Genomic DNA, 15963 nt, shown 5'->3' on the forward strand with positions numbered 1-15963 from the left:
TCACGACCGGGCTGGGTGGTGTCATGGCGCGTCTCTTGTACATCTATCGGCATTCATCTTCCTTGTGACTCACTGAATCTCGCAATCCAGCCGGCAGTTGAGCCAGCACGGTGTTTCCCTGTTCGCTGTGAGCGATGCCCGTGGCGACGCGCCCCGAGGCGCAGACCGCGAGATGAATCTCGAGATCCGGCCTGGGTAGCCACCCTGCGCCACGGCTCGGCCACTCGATCAGACAGAGTGCGTCGTCGCCCAGCATGTCGCGGGCACCGAGGAACTCCAGCTCTTCGGGATCACCCAGACGATAGAGATCGAAATGAAATATCCGGGCCGACGCGGTCTCATAGGGCTCGACCAATGTGTAGGTCGGACTCTTGACCGCGCCGACATGGCCGTAGGCCCGAAGAATGCCCCGCGCCAGCGTGGTCTTGCCGGCACCGAGGTCGCCGATCAGGTGGATCTGACCGCGACCGGCCAGCGCCCGGCCCAGAGATTCCCCGAAAGCTACCTGGGCGGCTTCGTCGTTAAGCGTGATCGGCATGAGTCGAGACAGATTGAGGGTTGGCCAGAGTTCGCGCATAGGATGCCAGATCGGTCGCCAGCAAACCACGCTCGCCGGCATCCAGCGCCGCCGCATCGGCCGCCAGTGCGTGAAGCAACACTCCGATTCTCGCCGCCTCGCCGAGCGATCCGAGCTGGCCGACGAGCCCTGAGATGATGCCGGTCAGTGCATCGCCCATGCCACCGCTGCCCATACCGGGATTGCCGAACGGGCAAAGCGTGAGCCGTTCGCCGTCGTAGACCAGCGTCCCCGCGCCCTTGAGCACGATGGTGCCGCCCCAGCGCCGCTGCAGGGCAATGACGGCATGGCGTCGATCCCGCTGCACCTCACCGGTGGAGAGCCCCAGCAGTCGTCCGGCTTCGCCGGGGTGCGGTGTCAGAATCCAGTCGTCGCGGCGAGACTGGCCGTCATCCCCCGCCAGCAGATTGAGCGCGTCGGCATCCAGCACGCAGGATTTCCCGGCCGCGAGAACACTCTGCAGCGCCGCCTGGCCCCAGGCCCCGGTACCGATTCCGGGGCCGACGGCCAGGACATCGGCGGTTTCTACCATCGCCTCGATATCCGGCGCGCCGCGAACGCCCCGTGCCATGATTTCGGGAAACCGGGTCAGGCTGGCCGATACATGCGCGACATCGGTGGCAAGACTGACCTTGCCGGCCCCGACGCGCGCCACCATCTCGCTGGTCATCAGTGCCGCGCCGCCCATGCCCGGCGCACCGGCCACCACCAGCACGTGGCCATGACTGCCCTTGTGGCTGTTGGGCGCTCGCGGCGGCAGTGCTATCGCCAGGTCTTCGCGTGTCTGGCGCCAGGCCACCGGCACGATATCGGCATGACGCCGCGGATCCACGCCTAGCGTGGCATGGATGATCTCCCCGACCGCGTCGAGCGCCGCACCGGTATGCAGCCCGAACTTGTCACCGATGAACGTGATCGTCAGCGTCGCCCGGACTGCCGCAGCCTCGACGTGGCCGGTGTCGACATCGACGCCGGACGGCACGTCGATGGCCACCACCGGACGACCGCTGGCATTGACCTCGGCGATGGCCGCGGCATAGGGCGGGCGCGGGGCTCCCCGGGCACCGGTGCCGAGCATCGCATCGATGATCAGCTCTCCGTCCAGGGTCAACTCGTCCGCCCAATCGATCGGTTCGACGCCCGCTTCTGCTGCCAGCGCCGCCGCTTTCCGCGCGCTGCCCTCGAGCTCGGCCGCCGGTTTTAGCGCGACCAGTTCGACCACCAGGCCATCGGCCGCGGCCAGCGCCGCGATGACGTAACCATCGCCACCATTGTTGCCGCCGCCGCAGAGTACGCAGAGTCGACGCACCTGCGGCCATCGGGCGCGCAAGGTGTCGTAGGCGGATTCACCGGCACGCCGCATCAACGCGAAGCTGTCGCCCTCGGCCTCGATGGTTCGGCGATCCAGTTCGCGCACCTGATCGGCGAGATAAAGCGGGCGCTGAGAGAAAGAGGCGGACATCGTGACTCCTGTCGTCTTCCGAAAATGGGAGGTGACCCCGGAGGCCATGGGTAAACGCAATCCGTGATGAACGGCGCTGCCGAACGCCAGCACGGGTGTACCGGTGACGTTCGGCTGACGTCAAGCTGAATAGTGGTGTAGGGTAGCGCACCCCTATCCCTGTTAGCGTTTCGGCGGTATGTCACAGCCATCCAGCATCGATCTCAATGCGCTCGCCTCACGCATCAAGCAGTGGGGACGAGAACTCGGCTTCCAGGCGATCGGTATCACCGATACCGATCTGTCGAGCCATGAGCGCTATCTGCAACGCTGGCTGGAAGCCGGGCACCATGGCGAGATGCACTACATGGCCAAGCACGGCAGCAAACGCACGCGGCCACAGGAACTCGTACCCGGAACGCTACGGGTGATCAGCGCGCGCATGGACTATCTACCGCCCGAGGTCGAGACCACCAGAATACTCGGACAACCCGAAAAGGCGTACGTTTCACGCTACGCGCTGGGCCGCGACTATCACAAGCTGATCCGCAAGCGGCTCGATCAGCTGGCCCGCCAGATCGAGGATGAAGTCGGCCAGATCGGCTATCGTGCCTTTGTCGACTCGGCACCGGTGATGGAGCGAGCGCTGGCCCAGAAAGCGGGGCTTGGCTGGTTCGGCAAGAACGCCATGCTGCTCAATCCTCAGGCCGGCTCGCTGTTCTTCCTCGGCGAACTCTATACGGATCTCCCGTTGCCGGTGGATCCGCCCTTCGAGCGCGAGCACTGCGGTTCCTGCTCGAGCTGCCAGACCGCCTGCCCCACCAATGCCATCATCGACGACAAGGTGATCGATGCCAGGCGCTGCATCTCGTATCTGACCATCGAGCTTCACGGCAGCATCCCCACCGAGTTTCGCCGGGCCATGGGCAACCGGGTCTACGGTTGCGACGACTGCCAGCTATTCTGTCCTTTCACCCGCTTCACCCGCGCCAGCACCGAGCCGGATTTCGCCCCGCGTCATGATCTGGACCGTGCCGAGCTGATCGACCTGTTCGCCTGGAGCGAGACCGAATTTCTCAAGCGCACCGAAGGCAGTCCGATCCGGCGCATCGGTTACGAGCGCTGGTTGCGCAACCTCGCTATCGGGCTCGGCAACGCGCCCTGGAGCGAACGCGTCGAGAGCGCTCTGCGCGCACGCCTCGCCTACCCCTCGGACCTGGTTCGCGAACACGTACGCTGGGCACTGGAAGAGCAACGCACCAGGCGCGAAGCGCGTATCGCCAGCACCTAATTCTGGCGAAAGCGATTCGTGCCCGACATGCCGATCCGGTCTTTGGGAAGACAGCTTCAGGTAGAGAGCTTCAGGAACGTCTCGCGATAATGCTTGAGCTCCGCCAGCGATTCTCGAATGTCATCCAGCGCCTGGTGGGTATTGCGCTTGGTGAAGCCGCTTGCCGCCGCCGGATTCCAGCGCTTGGCCAGCTCCTTCAGCGTCGAGACATCCAGGTTGCGATAGTGGAAGAAGTTGTTGAGCGTCGGCATTTCCCGCTCCATGAAACGCCGATCCTGATGCACGCTGTTGCCACAGACCGGTGACGTGCCTGGCGTGACGTAGGTCCCGAGAAACTCGAGTGTGCGCCGCTCCGCTTCCGAGGTGTCGATGGTGCTCTCGCGGACGCGTCGAATCAGGCCGGACTCGCCATGGGTCTTCCGGTTCCACTCGTCCATGCCATCGAGCAGCGCATCCGGCTGATGGACGGCCAGCACCGGCCCTTCGGCGATCAGGTTCAGATCGCCGTCGGTGATCAGCGTCGCCACTTCGATGATGCGTTCCCGATCAGGGTCGAGACCGGTCATTTCCAGATCGATCCAGATCAGAAGATCACTGCGGGCGCCGGAGGCGGATGGGTCGGACATGAACAACTCCAGAGTCGGTGTCGGCTGGCCACGGGGACGCGGGCGGACACGGCAAGTCGGTAAAGGCTACAATGCCCGCCATTCTACCCCCAGGGCATGACGGGTAGGCAAACCCCGATATGAGTCACCGCCAACCATGAGCCGCCGTAAACTGACCCGACAGCAGCGCTGGCGCGTCGAGAAGATTCAGGCCGAACGCACCGAAAGAGCGTCGAAGAAGGACGAGCGCGACAGCGAACGTCTCGATGCCGGTGAATACGGCACCGAGCGCCCGGGCCGGGTCGCTGCCCACTTCGGCCGTTCGCTGGAGGTCGAATCCGTCGAGGGCGACCAGATTCGACTGCACCGCTGCCATCTGCGTGCCACCCTCGAAGGCCTGGTAACCGGCGATCAGGTGATCTGGCGCCAGGCCAACGATGACAGCGGCGTGGTGGTCGCCCGCGGCGAGCGTCACAGCGTGCTCGAGCGTCCTGATGTCCACGGTCAAATGCGCCCGGTCGCCGCCAATATCGATCAGATCCTGATCGTGGTGGCGGTCGAGCCGGAACCGCATCCCAACCTGATCGACCGCTACCTGGTCGCCGCCGAAAGCACCGGGATTCCCCCCGTGCTGGTGCTCAACAAGAGCGACCTGCTGCCGGAAGAAGGCGGGGAATTGCGCGCGATGCTGACCCGCTACGGCGAGCTGGGGTATCCGCTGATCGAAGCCTCGGCGCGTGGCGAGCAGGGGCTGGAAACGCTATGGACGCAACTGGCGGGGCGAACCTCCGTCTTCGTTGGCCAGAGCGGGGTCGGCAAATCCTCGTTGATCGACCGGCTGCTGCCCGACGAGACCTTGCGGATCGGCGCGTTGTCCACCGATACCCGCAAGGGCAAGCACACCACCACCACCGCCCGTCTCTATCCGCTGCCGTTGGAAACGGCGGTCGACGGAGAGCGACGCGGCGATCTGATCGACTCGCCCGGCATCCGGGAATTCGGCCTTTGGCATCTCGACGAGCGCGAGCTCGCCGAAGGTTTCATCGAGTTCCGCCCCTATCTCGGCCGCTGCCGCTTCCGCGACTGCCGCCATCGCCAGGAGCCCGGCTGCGCCCTGCTCGACGCCGTCGAGCGCGGCGAGATCCATTCCCAGCGTTTCGCCAGCTTCCAGCGCATCAGAGACGACATCGCCGCGTCCTGAGAGTCACCAAGGTTTATCGAAGCCGCCGCCCCAGGCGCCTTTCGAGACGACGCTGAACGGCTCCCGTTGCGCCGGGTCTTGTGGCATGGATGCCACAAAAGGCGCGCCTGGACAGGGATGTCCTTGTGCGCCGACCCAGGCGCAAGCGGAAAGTCGTTCAGGGTTTCGTCGTCTTGTGGCGCAAAAAAAGGGGGAGCGACGAGGGGGCGAGCGTTAAGCCCCCTCGTCACGGTGAGCCATAGGCTGGATTGGACTCGGCAGTCGTAGTTCCACTGCAATCTCTCGTCATCCATGACGCGAGACCCGGCTCGACGCTCTGCGTTCAGCGCCGTTCTGGAAGGCGTCCAGGGTGCGAGACTTCGAGCAAATCAACTAGGCTCAGAAATGCAACGCCGCGCCCTGAGACGCGGCGATTGCTTAAGAGCGGCCTGAGCGCAGGCCGTCTGGATCAGCCCTCGAACAGCATCAGGATCGAGAGGAAGAACAGCACCCACATCGCCGGGCGCACTTCCTGTGACTTGCCGACCCCTACCTTGACCACGACGAACGTCAGAAAGCCGAACACCACGCCGTGGGTGATCGAATAGGTCAACGGGATCAGCAGCATCGCCACGAAGGCCGGGATCGCGTCGTCGTACTGCTGCCAGTCGATGGTGCGGATCGGCGAAAGCATGAACACCCCGACCATGATCAGCGCCGGCGCGGTGGCAATCGCAGGAACCAGTGACAGCAACGGCGACAGGAACAGAAACGGCAGGAACAGCAGCCCCGCGACCACGGCAACCAGACCGGAACGCCCGCCCTGACTGATACCGGCCGCGGATTCGACGTAGGCGTTGGCCGGGCTGGTACCCAGCGGTGCGGAAATCAGTGCGGAAAAGGCATCCACCATCATCGAACGGCGAATGTTGCGCGGCTCGCCATCTTGGTCGAGCAGATTGCCCGCCTGGCACACGCCGATGAAGGTCGACATCGCGTCGAAGAAGGTGGTGAACAGAATCACGAAGATGAAAGGCCAGTAGGCCACCGACAGCGCACCGACGAAGTCGACCTGCCACAGCGCGCCGAAATCGGGCCAGGCGAAGATGCCGTGGAAATTGACCAGCGTCGGCGAACCGGTGGGCGACATGGTGCTGGCATCGCCCCACAGACGGCCGATGGGGATGGCGAGCAGCGTGGTGACGATGATCCCCAGGATCAGCGCGCCCTGCATGCGCTTGGCCACCAATATCGCGGTAATGCCGAGACCGATCAGAAACGTGACCAGGGTCGGCGTCATCTCGCCGAGCCCGACGACCGTCGCCGGATTGGAGACCAGCATGCCGGCATTGACCAGCCCGATCACGGTAATGAACAGGCCGATACCGCAGGCAATGGCATGGCGCAGCGTCGCCGGAATGGCATCGACCACGTAGCGACGCACGTTGAACAGCGCCAGCAGTCCGAACAGCACCCCGGACCAGAACACGCAGCCCAGCGCGGTCTGCCATTCGATGCCGGCCCCCAGCACCATGGTGTAGGTGAATAGCGCGTTGATCCCCATGCCCGGCGCGACCAGGATCGGGTTGCGCGCGTAGAGACCCATCATCACGCTGCCGAAGAAACTGATCAGCACGGTAGCCGTCAGCGCGCCGGCAAACGGTACACCCGCGCTGGAGAGGATCGAGGGGTTGACCACGATGATGTACATCGCCGCCAGGAAGGTCGCGATGCCCGCCAGCACTTCGGTCTTGACCGTCGTTCCCAGCGAACGTAGAGAGAACATTTTTTCAAGCACGCAGCAATCTCCTGGCAATCATGATTGTTATTGGTGACGCGAGCCGCTCGCGTCCGTGAATTTTGTAGCCGAGGATGGCCCCCGTGAAAAGTGCCGAGACGCCATTGGGTCAAAAAACCGGTCCGGGCTCGGCGAAACGACGGGTAGACGCCACCCTCGAGCGGCGCGCAGTATAGCGAATCCGCTCGGCGACGCCATCCGCTACCCTCACCCAGTATCGTTGTGCCATCATCGTCCCCATCGCCGCATGACGATGACGGCAGCAACGATCACGACAGGAGTCACCGCTCATGAGTTCGGAAATCCCGCAGTTGCCGCTGATTCTGGATTCGGCCACGCTGTCCCGACACCTCGAGGATCCCCATCTGCTGATCATCGACGTGCCTCTCAAGCCCGAAAGCTACGAATCGGGCCACGTGCCGGGTGCAGTCTTTCTCGACGCCCGGCGCCTGCTGGCAGGCTCGGGCGAAGTCCCCAACGACGTGCCCTCGGAAGCCGCACTGAGCGCACTGTTTTCCGAACTCGGGCTGACGCCGGAAACCCACGTGGTCGCCTATGACGATGAAGGTGGTGGCTGGGCCGGGCGGCTGCTGTGGACACTGGAGCTGATCGGACATCGTCGCTACTCGTATCTCAACGGGGGCATTCACGCCTGGCGCGCCGATGGCCAGCCGCTTTCCACCACGCCAGCCTCGCCGACCCCGAGCGAGTACGAGGCGGCCTATCTCAATCCCCAGGTCCAGATCCGGCGCGAGGAACTGCTCGAGCGTCTCGATGATCCGGCGCTCGCGATCTGGGATGCCCGTTCCGACGAAGAGTACCGGGGCGTCAAGGGCGACAACCGCCAACTCGGCCACATCCCCGGGGCGGTCAATCTCGACTGGCTGGAGGTGATGGACAAGGGTCGCGACCTGCGGCTTCGCGATTACGCCGAGCTCGTCACCGAGCTGGAAGCTCGCGGCCTGACTCAGGACAAGGAGATCGTCACTCACTGTCAGACCCATCACCGCAGCGGCCTGACCTGGCTTGCCGCCAAGGCGCTCGGCTACGACAACGTCCGCGCCTACCCCGGCTCCTGGAAGGAGTGGGGCAACCGCGACGACACTCCGGTCGAGAAATAGCTCGCGCTACTGACACCAGTAGCGCACATCGTGCCGTCTATTGCGCGGGCCGGGTAGTCTCGCTACCTTGTCCGCCTTCCCGCTCGTCCGTCTTTCAGTTAGTCCGCCTTTCCAAATATCGGGGTCGTCATCGTGGATCGCCAGGAACTCTTCGCCAGAATTCAGTACCCGCTACCTCACCACGCGATCTCGCGTCTGATCGGCCTAGTCGCCGACTGCCGGGTTCCCTGGGTCAAGGATCAGTTCATTCGTCGCTTCATACGCACCTACGGCGTCGACATGACCCAGGCTCGGGAGCCGGACCCGAACACCTACGCCTGCTTCAACGACTTCTTCACCCGCGCACTCAAGCCCGACGCTCGTCCCATTGGCGAGGGCCTGGTATCGCCAGCCGACGGTGTGCTGTCGCGCTACGGTCGTATCGAGCACGGCACTCTGATCCAGGCCAAGGGTCAGACCTATTCGCTGGGCGCCCTGCTCGGCGGTGACGTCGCGCGGGCCGCTCCTTTCCGCCAGGGCAGCTTCGCCACGGTCTACCTGTCGCCGAAGGACTACCATCGCGTTCACATGCCGATGACCGGAACCCTGCGCGAGATGACCTACGTACCCGGACGGCTTTTCTCGGTCAATCAGGCCACCGCCAGCTACGTACCCGGTCTGTTCGCGCGCAACGAGCGTCTGGTCTGCATCTTCGATACCGAGCACGGGCCGCTGGCCATGGTACTGGTCGGCGCGATGATCGTCGCCGCCATCGAAACCACCTGGGCCGGCCAGGTCACGCCGCTGAGCGGCCGCATCCAGACGACTCGCTTCGACGAGCCGATCGTGATCGAGAAAGGCCAGGAGATGGGCCGCTTCAAGCTCGGCTCCACCGTGGTGATGTGCATGGGGCGAGACACCGCGTTCGGCGCTTTCGACCCCGCAGGCAGCCCGATCAGCATGGGGCAGACGATGGGCGCCCTGCCAGGGACCGCGTGAACCGGCTGGCACCGGCTATCAGTCGGGCCGGTCCCGTACGTAGGGCCCCAGCGCCCGATCGATGACCGCTTCGACGAAAGCCTGGTCGATCTCGCAAAAGGAGACCGACAGCCGGTAGTAGACTGCCCCGTAGATCAGATCCATGCTCAGGTCCGGATCGATCTCCGGGCTAAGCTCGCCTCGCTCGACAGCACCGACGATGGCTTGCCGCCCCATCTGGCGACGCGGTCCTATCCAACGCTCGACGAAGGCACGGCTCAGTACGGGGTCGGATTGGGCGGCGCCCAGCAGATACTGCAGCAAGCGGCCATGAGGGCCGTTGAGAACCTCGGCCAGCGCCAGCACGCTGTGACGGAAACTGGCAACGACGGGCAGTTCGTCATCGTAGGCGATGCTCGGCCCTACCGCCTCCAGAAAGGCATCCATGACGATGGCAACCGCGTTTGGCCAACGTCGATAGATGGTCGACTTGGCCACGCCCGAGACGCTGACTATCCGCTCGACGGTGGCATGGTGAATCCCTCCCTCCAGCGCCAGTTCCAGGGCTGTTCGCATCACCTCGGCAGACGCCGTGGCGCTGCGTGGCCGACCAGGGCGTGCAGGAGAAACAACGGGCATGGAAGACATCCTTGTCAAAAACAGCTCCTGAAAGATACGATAATATAGGATACGCAGCGTATCGTATCATTTTTTAGTAAAAAACTGTTACCCGCCGCCGCGACTCGGATCCCGCCGACCCCGATGTCACGGGCATCCCATCGTCGTTCGACAAGCATTGCTGCTCGAGCCTCATCATGGAGAGTTATGATGGAGAGTTATGACGTCACCATCGTCGGAGCCGGTCCCGCCGGGCTGGCCGCCGCCCAAAGACTCTCTGGTCAGGGACGCCGGGTGCTTCTCATCGACCGGGGTCCGGATATCTCGAGGCGCAACAGAAACGACGAAGTCGATCTGACCCAAGGCCAAGGCGGAGCCGGCCTCTACTCGGACGGCAAGTTCTCGTTCTTCCCATCCGCAACGCGGATATGGCAATTGCCGGAACGCGAGGCCTTGCATCGCGCCTACGCCTGGACCTGCGATCTGCTCGAATCCTATGGCATGCAGACGCCACCGTTCCCGGACAGAACCGACGTCTACTCGCCGGAGGAAGGCCGCTGGAACCTCAAGGACTACCCCTCCCGCTACCTGCCGCTGCAGGCGCGGGAAGAGATGGTCTTCGGCCTGGTCAATGGCGTCGATATCGACATCCTAACCGGAACCTGCGTGATCTCCCACCGCTACGACGCCAACGAGCAGCGCCATCACCTGCAATTGGAGGGTCCCGACCCAGCGCTCGGCGCGCTTGTCAGCAGGACACTGATCTGGGCCACAGGGCGTTTCGGTGCGCTGGACATGGGCAACATCGAAAAGGTCTTCCGCCGCCTGGAAGTCGGCTTCCGTATCGACCAGCCCAGCGAACAGGCTTTCTTCCAGACATTCTCCAATCTCGATCCCAAGCTGACACTGCAGACGGCCGAAGACGGTATCGAATGGCGCACTTTCTGCGCCTGCCGCAACGGCACGACCGTGCTGACCCGAACGCAAGGCCTGTGGACGGTATCGGGACACTCGGACGGCCCTCCCACGGCGCGCTCCAATGTCGGTTTCAATACGCGCATTCTCGACGAGTCGATGGCGCGGGAGGCGATTTCGGCATTACAGGACGCCATGGCCGAGCGGGACGCCTACTTCGAGATTCCCCTGTCGGCATGGCTGGAAGAGGACGCAGAGACCACGGCCCGGATGCGGCGCCTCTATGGCGACGCCGTGGCGTGTGCGATGCTGCAGGGGCTGCGCCAGCTCGTCGGCAGCTTTCCCCGGATCGAACATGAAGCGACGCGCCTGATCGGCCCGACCCTCGAGGGCGTCGGCTGGTATCCCGGCGTCGACGGCCAACTGCGTCTGCCCGGACAACCGACCTGGGTGGTCGGCGACGCCTGCGGGCTGTTCCGGGGCATCGTGGCCGCCTTCATCAGCGGCCACTATGCGGCCAGTGCAGTGCTGTCGACCTTGTCGGAAACGTCGCTACAGGAGAAACCGCTCTGATGGCTGTCCCCCTTTCCCGCGTGGGTGTCGGTGTCATCGTCACCCGCCCCGGCGGCGACCTGCTGCTCGGCTATCGTATCAAGGCCGGCGAAACGCCCACCTGGTGTCTTCCCGGTGGACACGTCGAGCCCGGGGAGACCTTCGAGGCCGCGGCACTGCGGGAGCTGCACGAAGAGACCGGCATCATCACTCGACAGCCGGTCGAGATATTCGCCTTCCTGCAACAACTGGACAGCGACCGCACCGCGATCACCGGCGCGGCGCTGATTTCACTCGGCGAAGAAATCGCCGAGCCCCGCGTAACCGAGCCGGATGTATTCGATCGCTGGACGTGGTTTCCGCAAAAGGAGCTCCCCACGCCGCTGTTTCCGGCCAGCGACGCCATGCTCAGCCTGTGGCAGGATAGGCCCTGCCCCGAAGGCTGGCGTATCTATCGCGTCGACTAAGCGAGGCATTACCTTCATTTTCGAACACTCAGGGAGCAGCCGATGCCACTGGAAATCTCCCGCAACGTGTCGATCCCCGACAACGAGATCGAACTGATTGCCGTACGCGCCCAGGGCGCCGGTGGCCAGAACGTCAACAAGGTCTCCTCGGCGATCCACCTGCGCTTCGACATCCGCGCCTCCAGTCTGCACCCCGGGTTCAAGGAGAAGCTGCTGGCCCTGAGTGACAAACGCATCACCCGCGACGGCGTCGTCGTGATCAAGTCGCAGGAGCACCGCACCCAGGAGCTCAACCGGGAAGCGGCACTCGTTCGTCTGAAACAGCTGATCAAACCCGTGCTCTACGGCGACAAGCCGCGGCAGGCCACCAAGCCGAGCCGCAGCGCCAAACGCAAGCGCGTCGACAGCAAGACCCGTCAAGGGCAGAAAAAGCGCCTGCGCGGACGCGTCGATGACTAGATCGAGCGACAATTCCACACGCTAGCGATCAGCGCAGCGCCGTCATCAATCCCGCCATCAACCGAGCGCGCTCGATCAGACTGTCGACCTCGATATGCTCGTCCAGCGTGTGGATTCCTGCACCGCGCACGCCTAATCCGTCGAGCGTCGGCAGTCCCATCGCGCCGGTGAAATTGCCGTCGGAGCCGCCACCGCTGCTGGCGTGCGGCAGCGGCATCTTCAGCTCATCGGCAACCCTACTGGCCTGGGCGTAGAGCGATAGCGTCGCCTGGCCCGCTTCCCATACCGGCCGAACCACACCGAGCTTGACCTCGAAGCCGATCCCGTCGGCATCGCGCTGGGTGAGCGCCAGCATGCGTTCGATACCGCGATCCAGGTCGGCCTGACGCTTGGCCATGCTCAGCGCCTCGCCACGGCAGTTCGTAGAGACACAGTTGACCCATTGACCGCCCTGTACCACGCCAACACTGAAGGTGCAGTCATCATTGGTCATCGACTCGATCTCCGGAATTCGTGCAACCATCTCACGAATCGCGGAATGGCCATCCGCCAGCGCCGCCCCGGCATGGCTCGGCCGACCGTGAGCGAGCAGCTCGAAACGCGCGATCGCATAGCGCCCGGTGATCACGCCATTGCCCGCACGCGCCGGTTCCGGAACCAGGATGTAACGATGCCTCGCCGCCTCTCGCTCGATCAGTTCGCGGGTACCGGGGCTGCCGATCTCCTCGTCGCAGGTCAGCAGCACATGGATCGGCAGCGCCATGTCGACACCCGCCTGCTGGAGCGCAACCACGGCGCGAAGCGCCGCATAGGTGCCGCCCTTCATGTCACAGATTCCAGGGCCATAACAGCGATCACCGTCGCGCCGAAACGGCAATGTCTCCAGCGTGCCGACCGGATGGACGGTATCCAGATGCGCCATGATCAGGATGCCGCCTTCGGCCTGCCTGGGATGCGGAAAGCTCGCCTTGAGACAGTCGCCCAGCCCCGCAGGCCCGGCAACGCGTTCGACGTTCGCCCCCATCGCCACGAGATCGTCCGAGGCCAGCGTCATCATGCGATTGACGGCAGCGATATCGAAGGTCGGACTCTCGCATTCGACCCAGCGCTGTAGCCCGGCCAGCATGTCATCGAACTCGAGGGTGGCGGCGAGACTCATGCGCTCATCGCCTGGGTAGCGCTCATCTCCACCCGTTCGTCGAGACGACGTTCAGCGATCCGCGCCAGCAGGCTTGCCCCGATCGGCAGGATTCCATCGTCGAGCACGAACGCCGGATTGTGCACCGGAATATCGCCGGCATGGCCAACCCAGCAGTAGGAACCCGGCACCATTTTCAGCATATCGGCGAAATCCTCGCTGCCCATCGCCGGTCGGACGAGATCGGCCACGTTGGCATCACCGACGATATCCCTGGCCGCGGCCGCCAGCGCCTCGGTCTGCTCGGGATGATTCTCCAGTACCGAGAAGATGTTGCGGATATCGACCTCGATCTCGACCCCGTAGGCGTCCGCAAGCCCGGTGGCCAGCTCACGGATGCGTCCGTGGATCAGCGCGGCGACGGTGTCATCGAAGGTGCGAATGGTGCCGGAGAGCGTGGCCGACTGCGGAATCACGTTGTAGGCGGAGCCCGAGTGCAACTGGGTGACCGACACCACCGCTGCGTCCAGGGGATTGACGTTGCGGCTGACGATGCTCTGCATGGCCTGGGAGAGCTGCGTCGCCACCACGATCGGATCGCGGGCGTTGTTAGGCTGCGCGCCATGACTGCCCCGACCGCGAATGACGATATCGAAGAACTCGGCGCCCGCCATCGCCTTGCCGGACATCACGCGGACCTGTCCATGATCGAGGTGCGGCGCATTGTGCAGCGCATAGATTTCGTCACAGGGAAAACGCTCGAACAGCTTTTCGGCGATCATCGCCCGCGCACCGCCCAGCCCCTCCTCCGCCGGCTGGAAGACCAACATCACGCGCCCGGCGAAGTCCCGGGTCTCGGCAAGGTAGCGTGCTGCGCCCAGCAGCATCGTGGTATGACCGTCATGACCACAGCCATGAAAGCGACCGGGGTGCTTCGAGGCGAACGGCAGCTCCGTTTCCTCGTTCATCGGCAACGCGTCCATGTCGGCACGCAGCCCGAGCGTCCTGCCCGGCCCTCGCTGGCCGTCGATCAGGCCGATGACGCCGGTCTTGCCGATGCCGGTGTGAACCTCGAGTCCCAGCGCTTGCAGATAGGCGGCGACGATCGCGGAGGTACGCTGCTCTTCGAAACCGATTTCCGGATGGGCGTGAATGTCGTGACGAATCTCGATCAGTTCGTCGGTAAAGCCATCGATACGGGGCAACGTGGTCATGAGAACTCCTCGGTAGGGGAAACATCGGCATTGGCGAAAGTCGCGCTCAGGCGGGTTCGACGACAGGGACGAAGGGCCTGCCGAGAGGCGACGTCCGGATGCCTGGGCGAAGGCGTTGCCACGGCAGATCGGCCGGATCGACGGCCATTGGCCCCGGAGCGGCGCAGACCAGAATCGTCTCCGCGATCGGCGCGAAATCGGCCCGGAAATGCACCGAACTCTTGTTGACCAGAATGGCCTGCTCCAAGGGTTCGATGCCCACAGAACGATACATCGCCTGGTCCGCCATCTGCGCCTTGCGGCTGACCACCACGACACGTACGTCGCCGATTCGCAGGCAGGCGGATGGGCCCATGTCGAGACGCCCACCGCCGTAATAGGGGCCGGGCGCGACAAAGCGACCGTCCGAGAGCGCTTCGACCGTGAACTCAGCCTCCAGCGGCGAATCCCCTTCCACGCCGGAATGCCCGCCGAGCGCCAGCCGGACCACCGCGCCGACGCCCGCCTCGTGCGCGGCCCTGGCCGCTGCCGAGTCGAACACGTTGCCGATCGCAGCGCGCTCCGCCCCGCAAGCGATGAGCGCTTTCAGCATGCCCATGGTGTCGGAATTGCCGCCGGCGCCAGGGTTGTCCTGGGTATCGGCGATCACCACTGGCCTTGCCGCGCTTTCCGCCAGCCGCATCGCCTCACGCACGCCCGCTTCCGGCTCGAACACTCGCCCCGCGAACGCCGGCTCCTGCGCCGCTATCCTCGCCGCCAGCCGACCGGCGGCCTGATCCGCACTCTCAGGATCGGTTCCGTACACCACGACGCAAGGGCCGCAGTCGGCGAAATCGGCGGCCGGAAAGCCGGTCAGGAACGACACCGAGGGCAAGGACTCGCTCTCCATTGCCGCCACCTCGGCATAGAGCGAGCGGCACGGCTCCTGCGCCGTGCACTGCCAGGCGATCGGCATCAGAAAATCGAGCTGACGAAACGCCTTCGCCGGGCGGCTTTTGCCCGATAGCAGCCTCGCCATGGCAGTGGCGCAGCGGGCGCCGGTTGCCGCCATGTCGATGTGCGGATAGGTACGATAGGCGATCAGCATATCGGCCTGCTCGACCATCGTCGGCGTGACGTTGCCGTGCAGGTCCAGCGTCACGACGATCGGCACACCATCACCGACCAGCGCGCGCACTCGACGAATCAGTTCGCCCTCGCCATCGTCGAGGTGCTCGGTGACCATGGCGCCGTGCAGATCGAGATAGACGCCGTCGAGCGGCATGGCTCTATCGATGGCCGCCAGCAGACGCGCCGCAATACGCTCGAAGGCGTCCTGCGTGACGTGAGCCGACGGACTCGCCGCCGTCCAGAGCGTAGGGATCAGACTCCATGTCCGGGCTTCGGGGGCATCGATGAAACCGCAAAGGCCAATATTGCTATTCGCCACCGCGTCGAAGATCGCTTCGCCTTCGCTCAGCGGGGGCGCGCCCCCACCGCGCAAGAAGTCCTCGTAGGTCGCCGGGCTGGGCGCAAAAGTGTTGGTTTCGTGGAGAAAACCGCCGACGGCAATCCGGGGCTGTGACATGAACAGTTCCTTGAGTCCAATAAGTCGTGAAGAATCGGCGACTTCGCCATGTGGCACCCGGCC

15 protein-coding genes are annotated in these 15963 nt (G+C 64.3%); 7 read left to right on the forward strand and 8 right to left on the reverse strand.

Annotated elements, in window-relative coordinates; translation table 11 throughout:
• Positions 1-43 precede the first annotated feature (43 nt).
• Both tsaE and BTW07_RS09675 read right to left on the reverse strand, forming a co-directional pair.
• Entirely contained in the window at positions 44-538 is a 495-nt protein-coding gene (gene tsaE / locus BTW07_RS09670) for a tRNA (adenosine(37)-N6)-threonylcarbamoyltransferase complex ATPase subunit type 1 TsaE (RefSeq protein WP_075569965.1), read from the reverse strand.
• Positions 522-2039, reverse strand: coding sequence for a bifunctional ADP-dependent NAD(P)H-hydrate dehydratase/NAD(P)H-hydrate epimerase (locus tag BTW07_RS09675; protein WP_075569966.1), 1518 nt, complete (start codon positions 2037-2039; stop codon positions 522-524). The genes tsaE and BTW07_RS09675 overlap by 17 nt, the downstream gene beginning before the upstream one ends.
• A gap of 178 nt (positions 2040-2217) precedes the next feature.
• Between BTW07_RS09675 and queG the strand changes: the two genes are divergently transcribed.
• On the forward strand, positions 2218-3309 hold the full coding sequence (queG, locus tag BTW07_RS09680) for a tRNA epoxyqueuosine(34) reductase QueG (protein ID WP_075569967.1): 1092 nt from the start codon (positions 2218-2220) through the stop codon (positions 3307-3309).
• A 56-nt stretch (positions 3310-3365) separates the two neighbouring features.
• On the opposite strand, the gene orn is transcribed toward queG, so the two are convergent.
• Positions 3366-3935 carry an oligoribonuclease gene (gene orn, locus BTW07_RS09685; RefSeq protein WP_075569968.1) on the reverse strand — a complete coding sequence of 190 codons (570 nt, stop codon included), beginning with the start codon at positions 3933-3935 and terminating at the stop codon, positions 3366-3368.
• Positions 3936-4071: 136 nt separating this feature from the next.
• Here orn and rsgA point away from each other — a divergent pair, with 136 nt between their 5' ends.
• A complete protein-coding gene (gene rsgA, locus BTW07_RS09690) occupies positions 4072-5115 on the forward strand; it encodes a small ribosomal subunit biogenesis GTPase RsgA (protein WP_075569969.1) in 1044 nt (347 codons plus the stop codon).
• Between the two features lie 448 nt (positions 5116-5563).
• Here rsgA and BTW07_RS09695 read toward each other — a convergent pair whose 3' ends face one another.
• On the reverse strand, positions 5564-6880 hold the full coding sequence (locus BTW07_RS09695; protein WP_075569970.1) for an NCS2 family permease: 1317 nt from the start codon (positions 6878-6880) through the stop codon (positions 5564-5566).
• Between the two features lie 302 nt (positions 6881-7182).
• On the opposite strand from BTW07_RS09695, the gene BTW07_RS09700 reads away from it, so the two are divergent.
• Both BTW07_RS09700 and asd read left to right on the forward strand, forming a co-directional pair.
• Positions 7183-8013 (forward strand): sulfurtransferase, encoded by an 831-nt coding sequence (locus BTW07_RS09700; protein ID WP_075569971.1) that lies wholly within the window; start codon positions 7183-7185, stop codon positions 8011-8013.
• Between the two features lie 132 nt (positions 8014-8145).
• Positions 8146-8991, forward strand: a complete 846-nt coding sequence (gene asd / locus BTW07_RS09705) for an archaetidylserine decarboxylase (RefSeq protein ID WP_075569972.1) — start codon at positions 8146-8148, stop codon at positions 8989-8991.
• Positions 8992-9009: 18 nt separating this feature from the next.
• On the opposite strand, the gene BTW07_RS09710 is transcribed toward asd, so the two are convergent.
• Positions 9010-9609 (reverse strand): TetR/AcrR family transcriptional regulator, encoded by a 600-nt coding sequence (locus BTW07_RS09710; protein ID WP_075569973.1) that lies wholly within the window; start codon positions 9607-9609, stop codon positions 9010-9012.
• Positions 9610-9795: 186 nt separating this feature from the next.
• Between BTW07_RS09710 and BTW07_RS09715 the strand changes: the two genes are divergently transcribed.
• From BTW07_RS09715 to arfB, 3 genes are read left to right on the forward strand one after another with little or no spacing between them, the layout of a single operon-like run.
• The gene (locus BTW07_RS09715; RefSeq protein WP_158025875.1) at positions 9796-11076 is read left to right on the forward strand and encodes an FAD-dependent oxidoreductase; all 1281 of its coding nucleotides are present in this window, start codon (positions 9796-9798) and stop codon (positions 11074-11076) included.
• Positions 11076-11522: a nucleotide triphosphate diphosphatase NUDT15 gene (locus BTW07_RS09720; RefSeq protein WP_075569975.1), complete on the forward strand. Its 447-nt coding sequence runs from the start codon at positions 11076-11078 to the stop codon at positions 11520-11522. Before BTW07_RS09715 ends, BTW07_RS09720 begins: the two co-directional genes overlap by 1 nt.
• Positions 11523-11564: 42 nt before the next feature.
• Positions 11565-11981, forward strand: a complete 417-nt coding sequence (gene arfB, locus BTW07_RS09725) for an alternative ribosome rescue aminoacyl-tRNA hydrolase ArfB (RefSeq protein WP_075569976.1) — start codon at positions 11565-11567, stop codon at positions 11979-11981.
• A 28-nt stretch (positions 11982-12009) separates the two neighbouring features.
• On the opposite strand, the gene BTW07_RS09730 is transcribed toward arfB, so the two are convergent.
• From BTW07_RS09730 to BTW07_RS09740, 3 genes are read right to left on the reverse strand one after another with little or no spacing between them, the layout of a single operon-like run.
• Positions 12010-13140, reverse strand: coding sequence for a M20/M25/M40 family metallo-hydrolase (locus tag BTW07_RS09730; protein WP_075569977.1), 1131 nt, complete (start codon positions 13138-13140; stop codon positions 12010-12012).
• Complete coding sequence (locus BTW07_RS09735; protein ID WP_075569978.1) at positions 13137-14333, reverse strand: M20 aminoacylase family protein; 1197 nt, start codon at positions 14331-14333, stop codon at positions 13137-13139. The genes BTW07_RS09730 and BTW07_RS09735 overlap by 4 nt, the downstream gene beginning before the upstream one ends.
• Positions 14334-14379: 46 nt before the next feature.
• A complete protein-coding gene (locus BTW07_RS09740) occupies positions 14380-15900 on the reverse strand; it encodes a M81 family metallopeptidase (protein ID WP_075569979.1) in 1521 nt (506 codons plus the stop codon).
• Positions 15901-15963 lie beyond the last annotated feature (63 nt).

The sequence above is a fragment of the Salinicola socius genome, from assembly GCF_001937195.1.
Lineage (GTDB): Bacteria > Pseudomonadota > Gammaproteobacteria > Pseudomonadales > Halomonadaceae > Salinicola > Salinicola socius.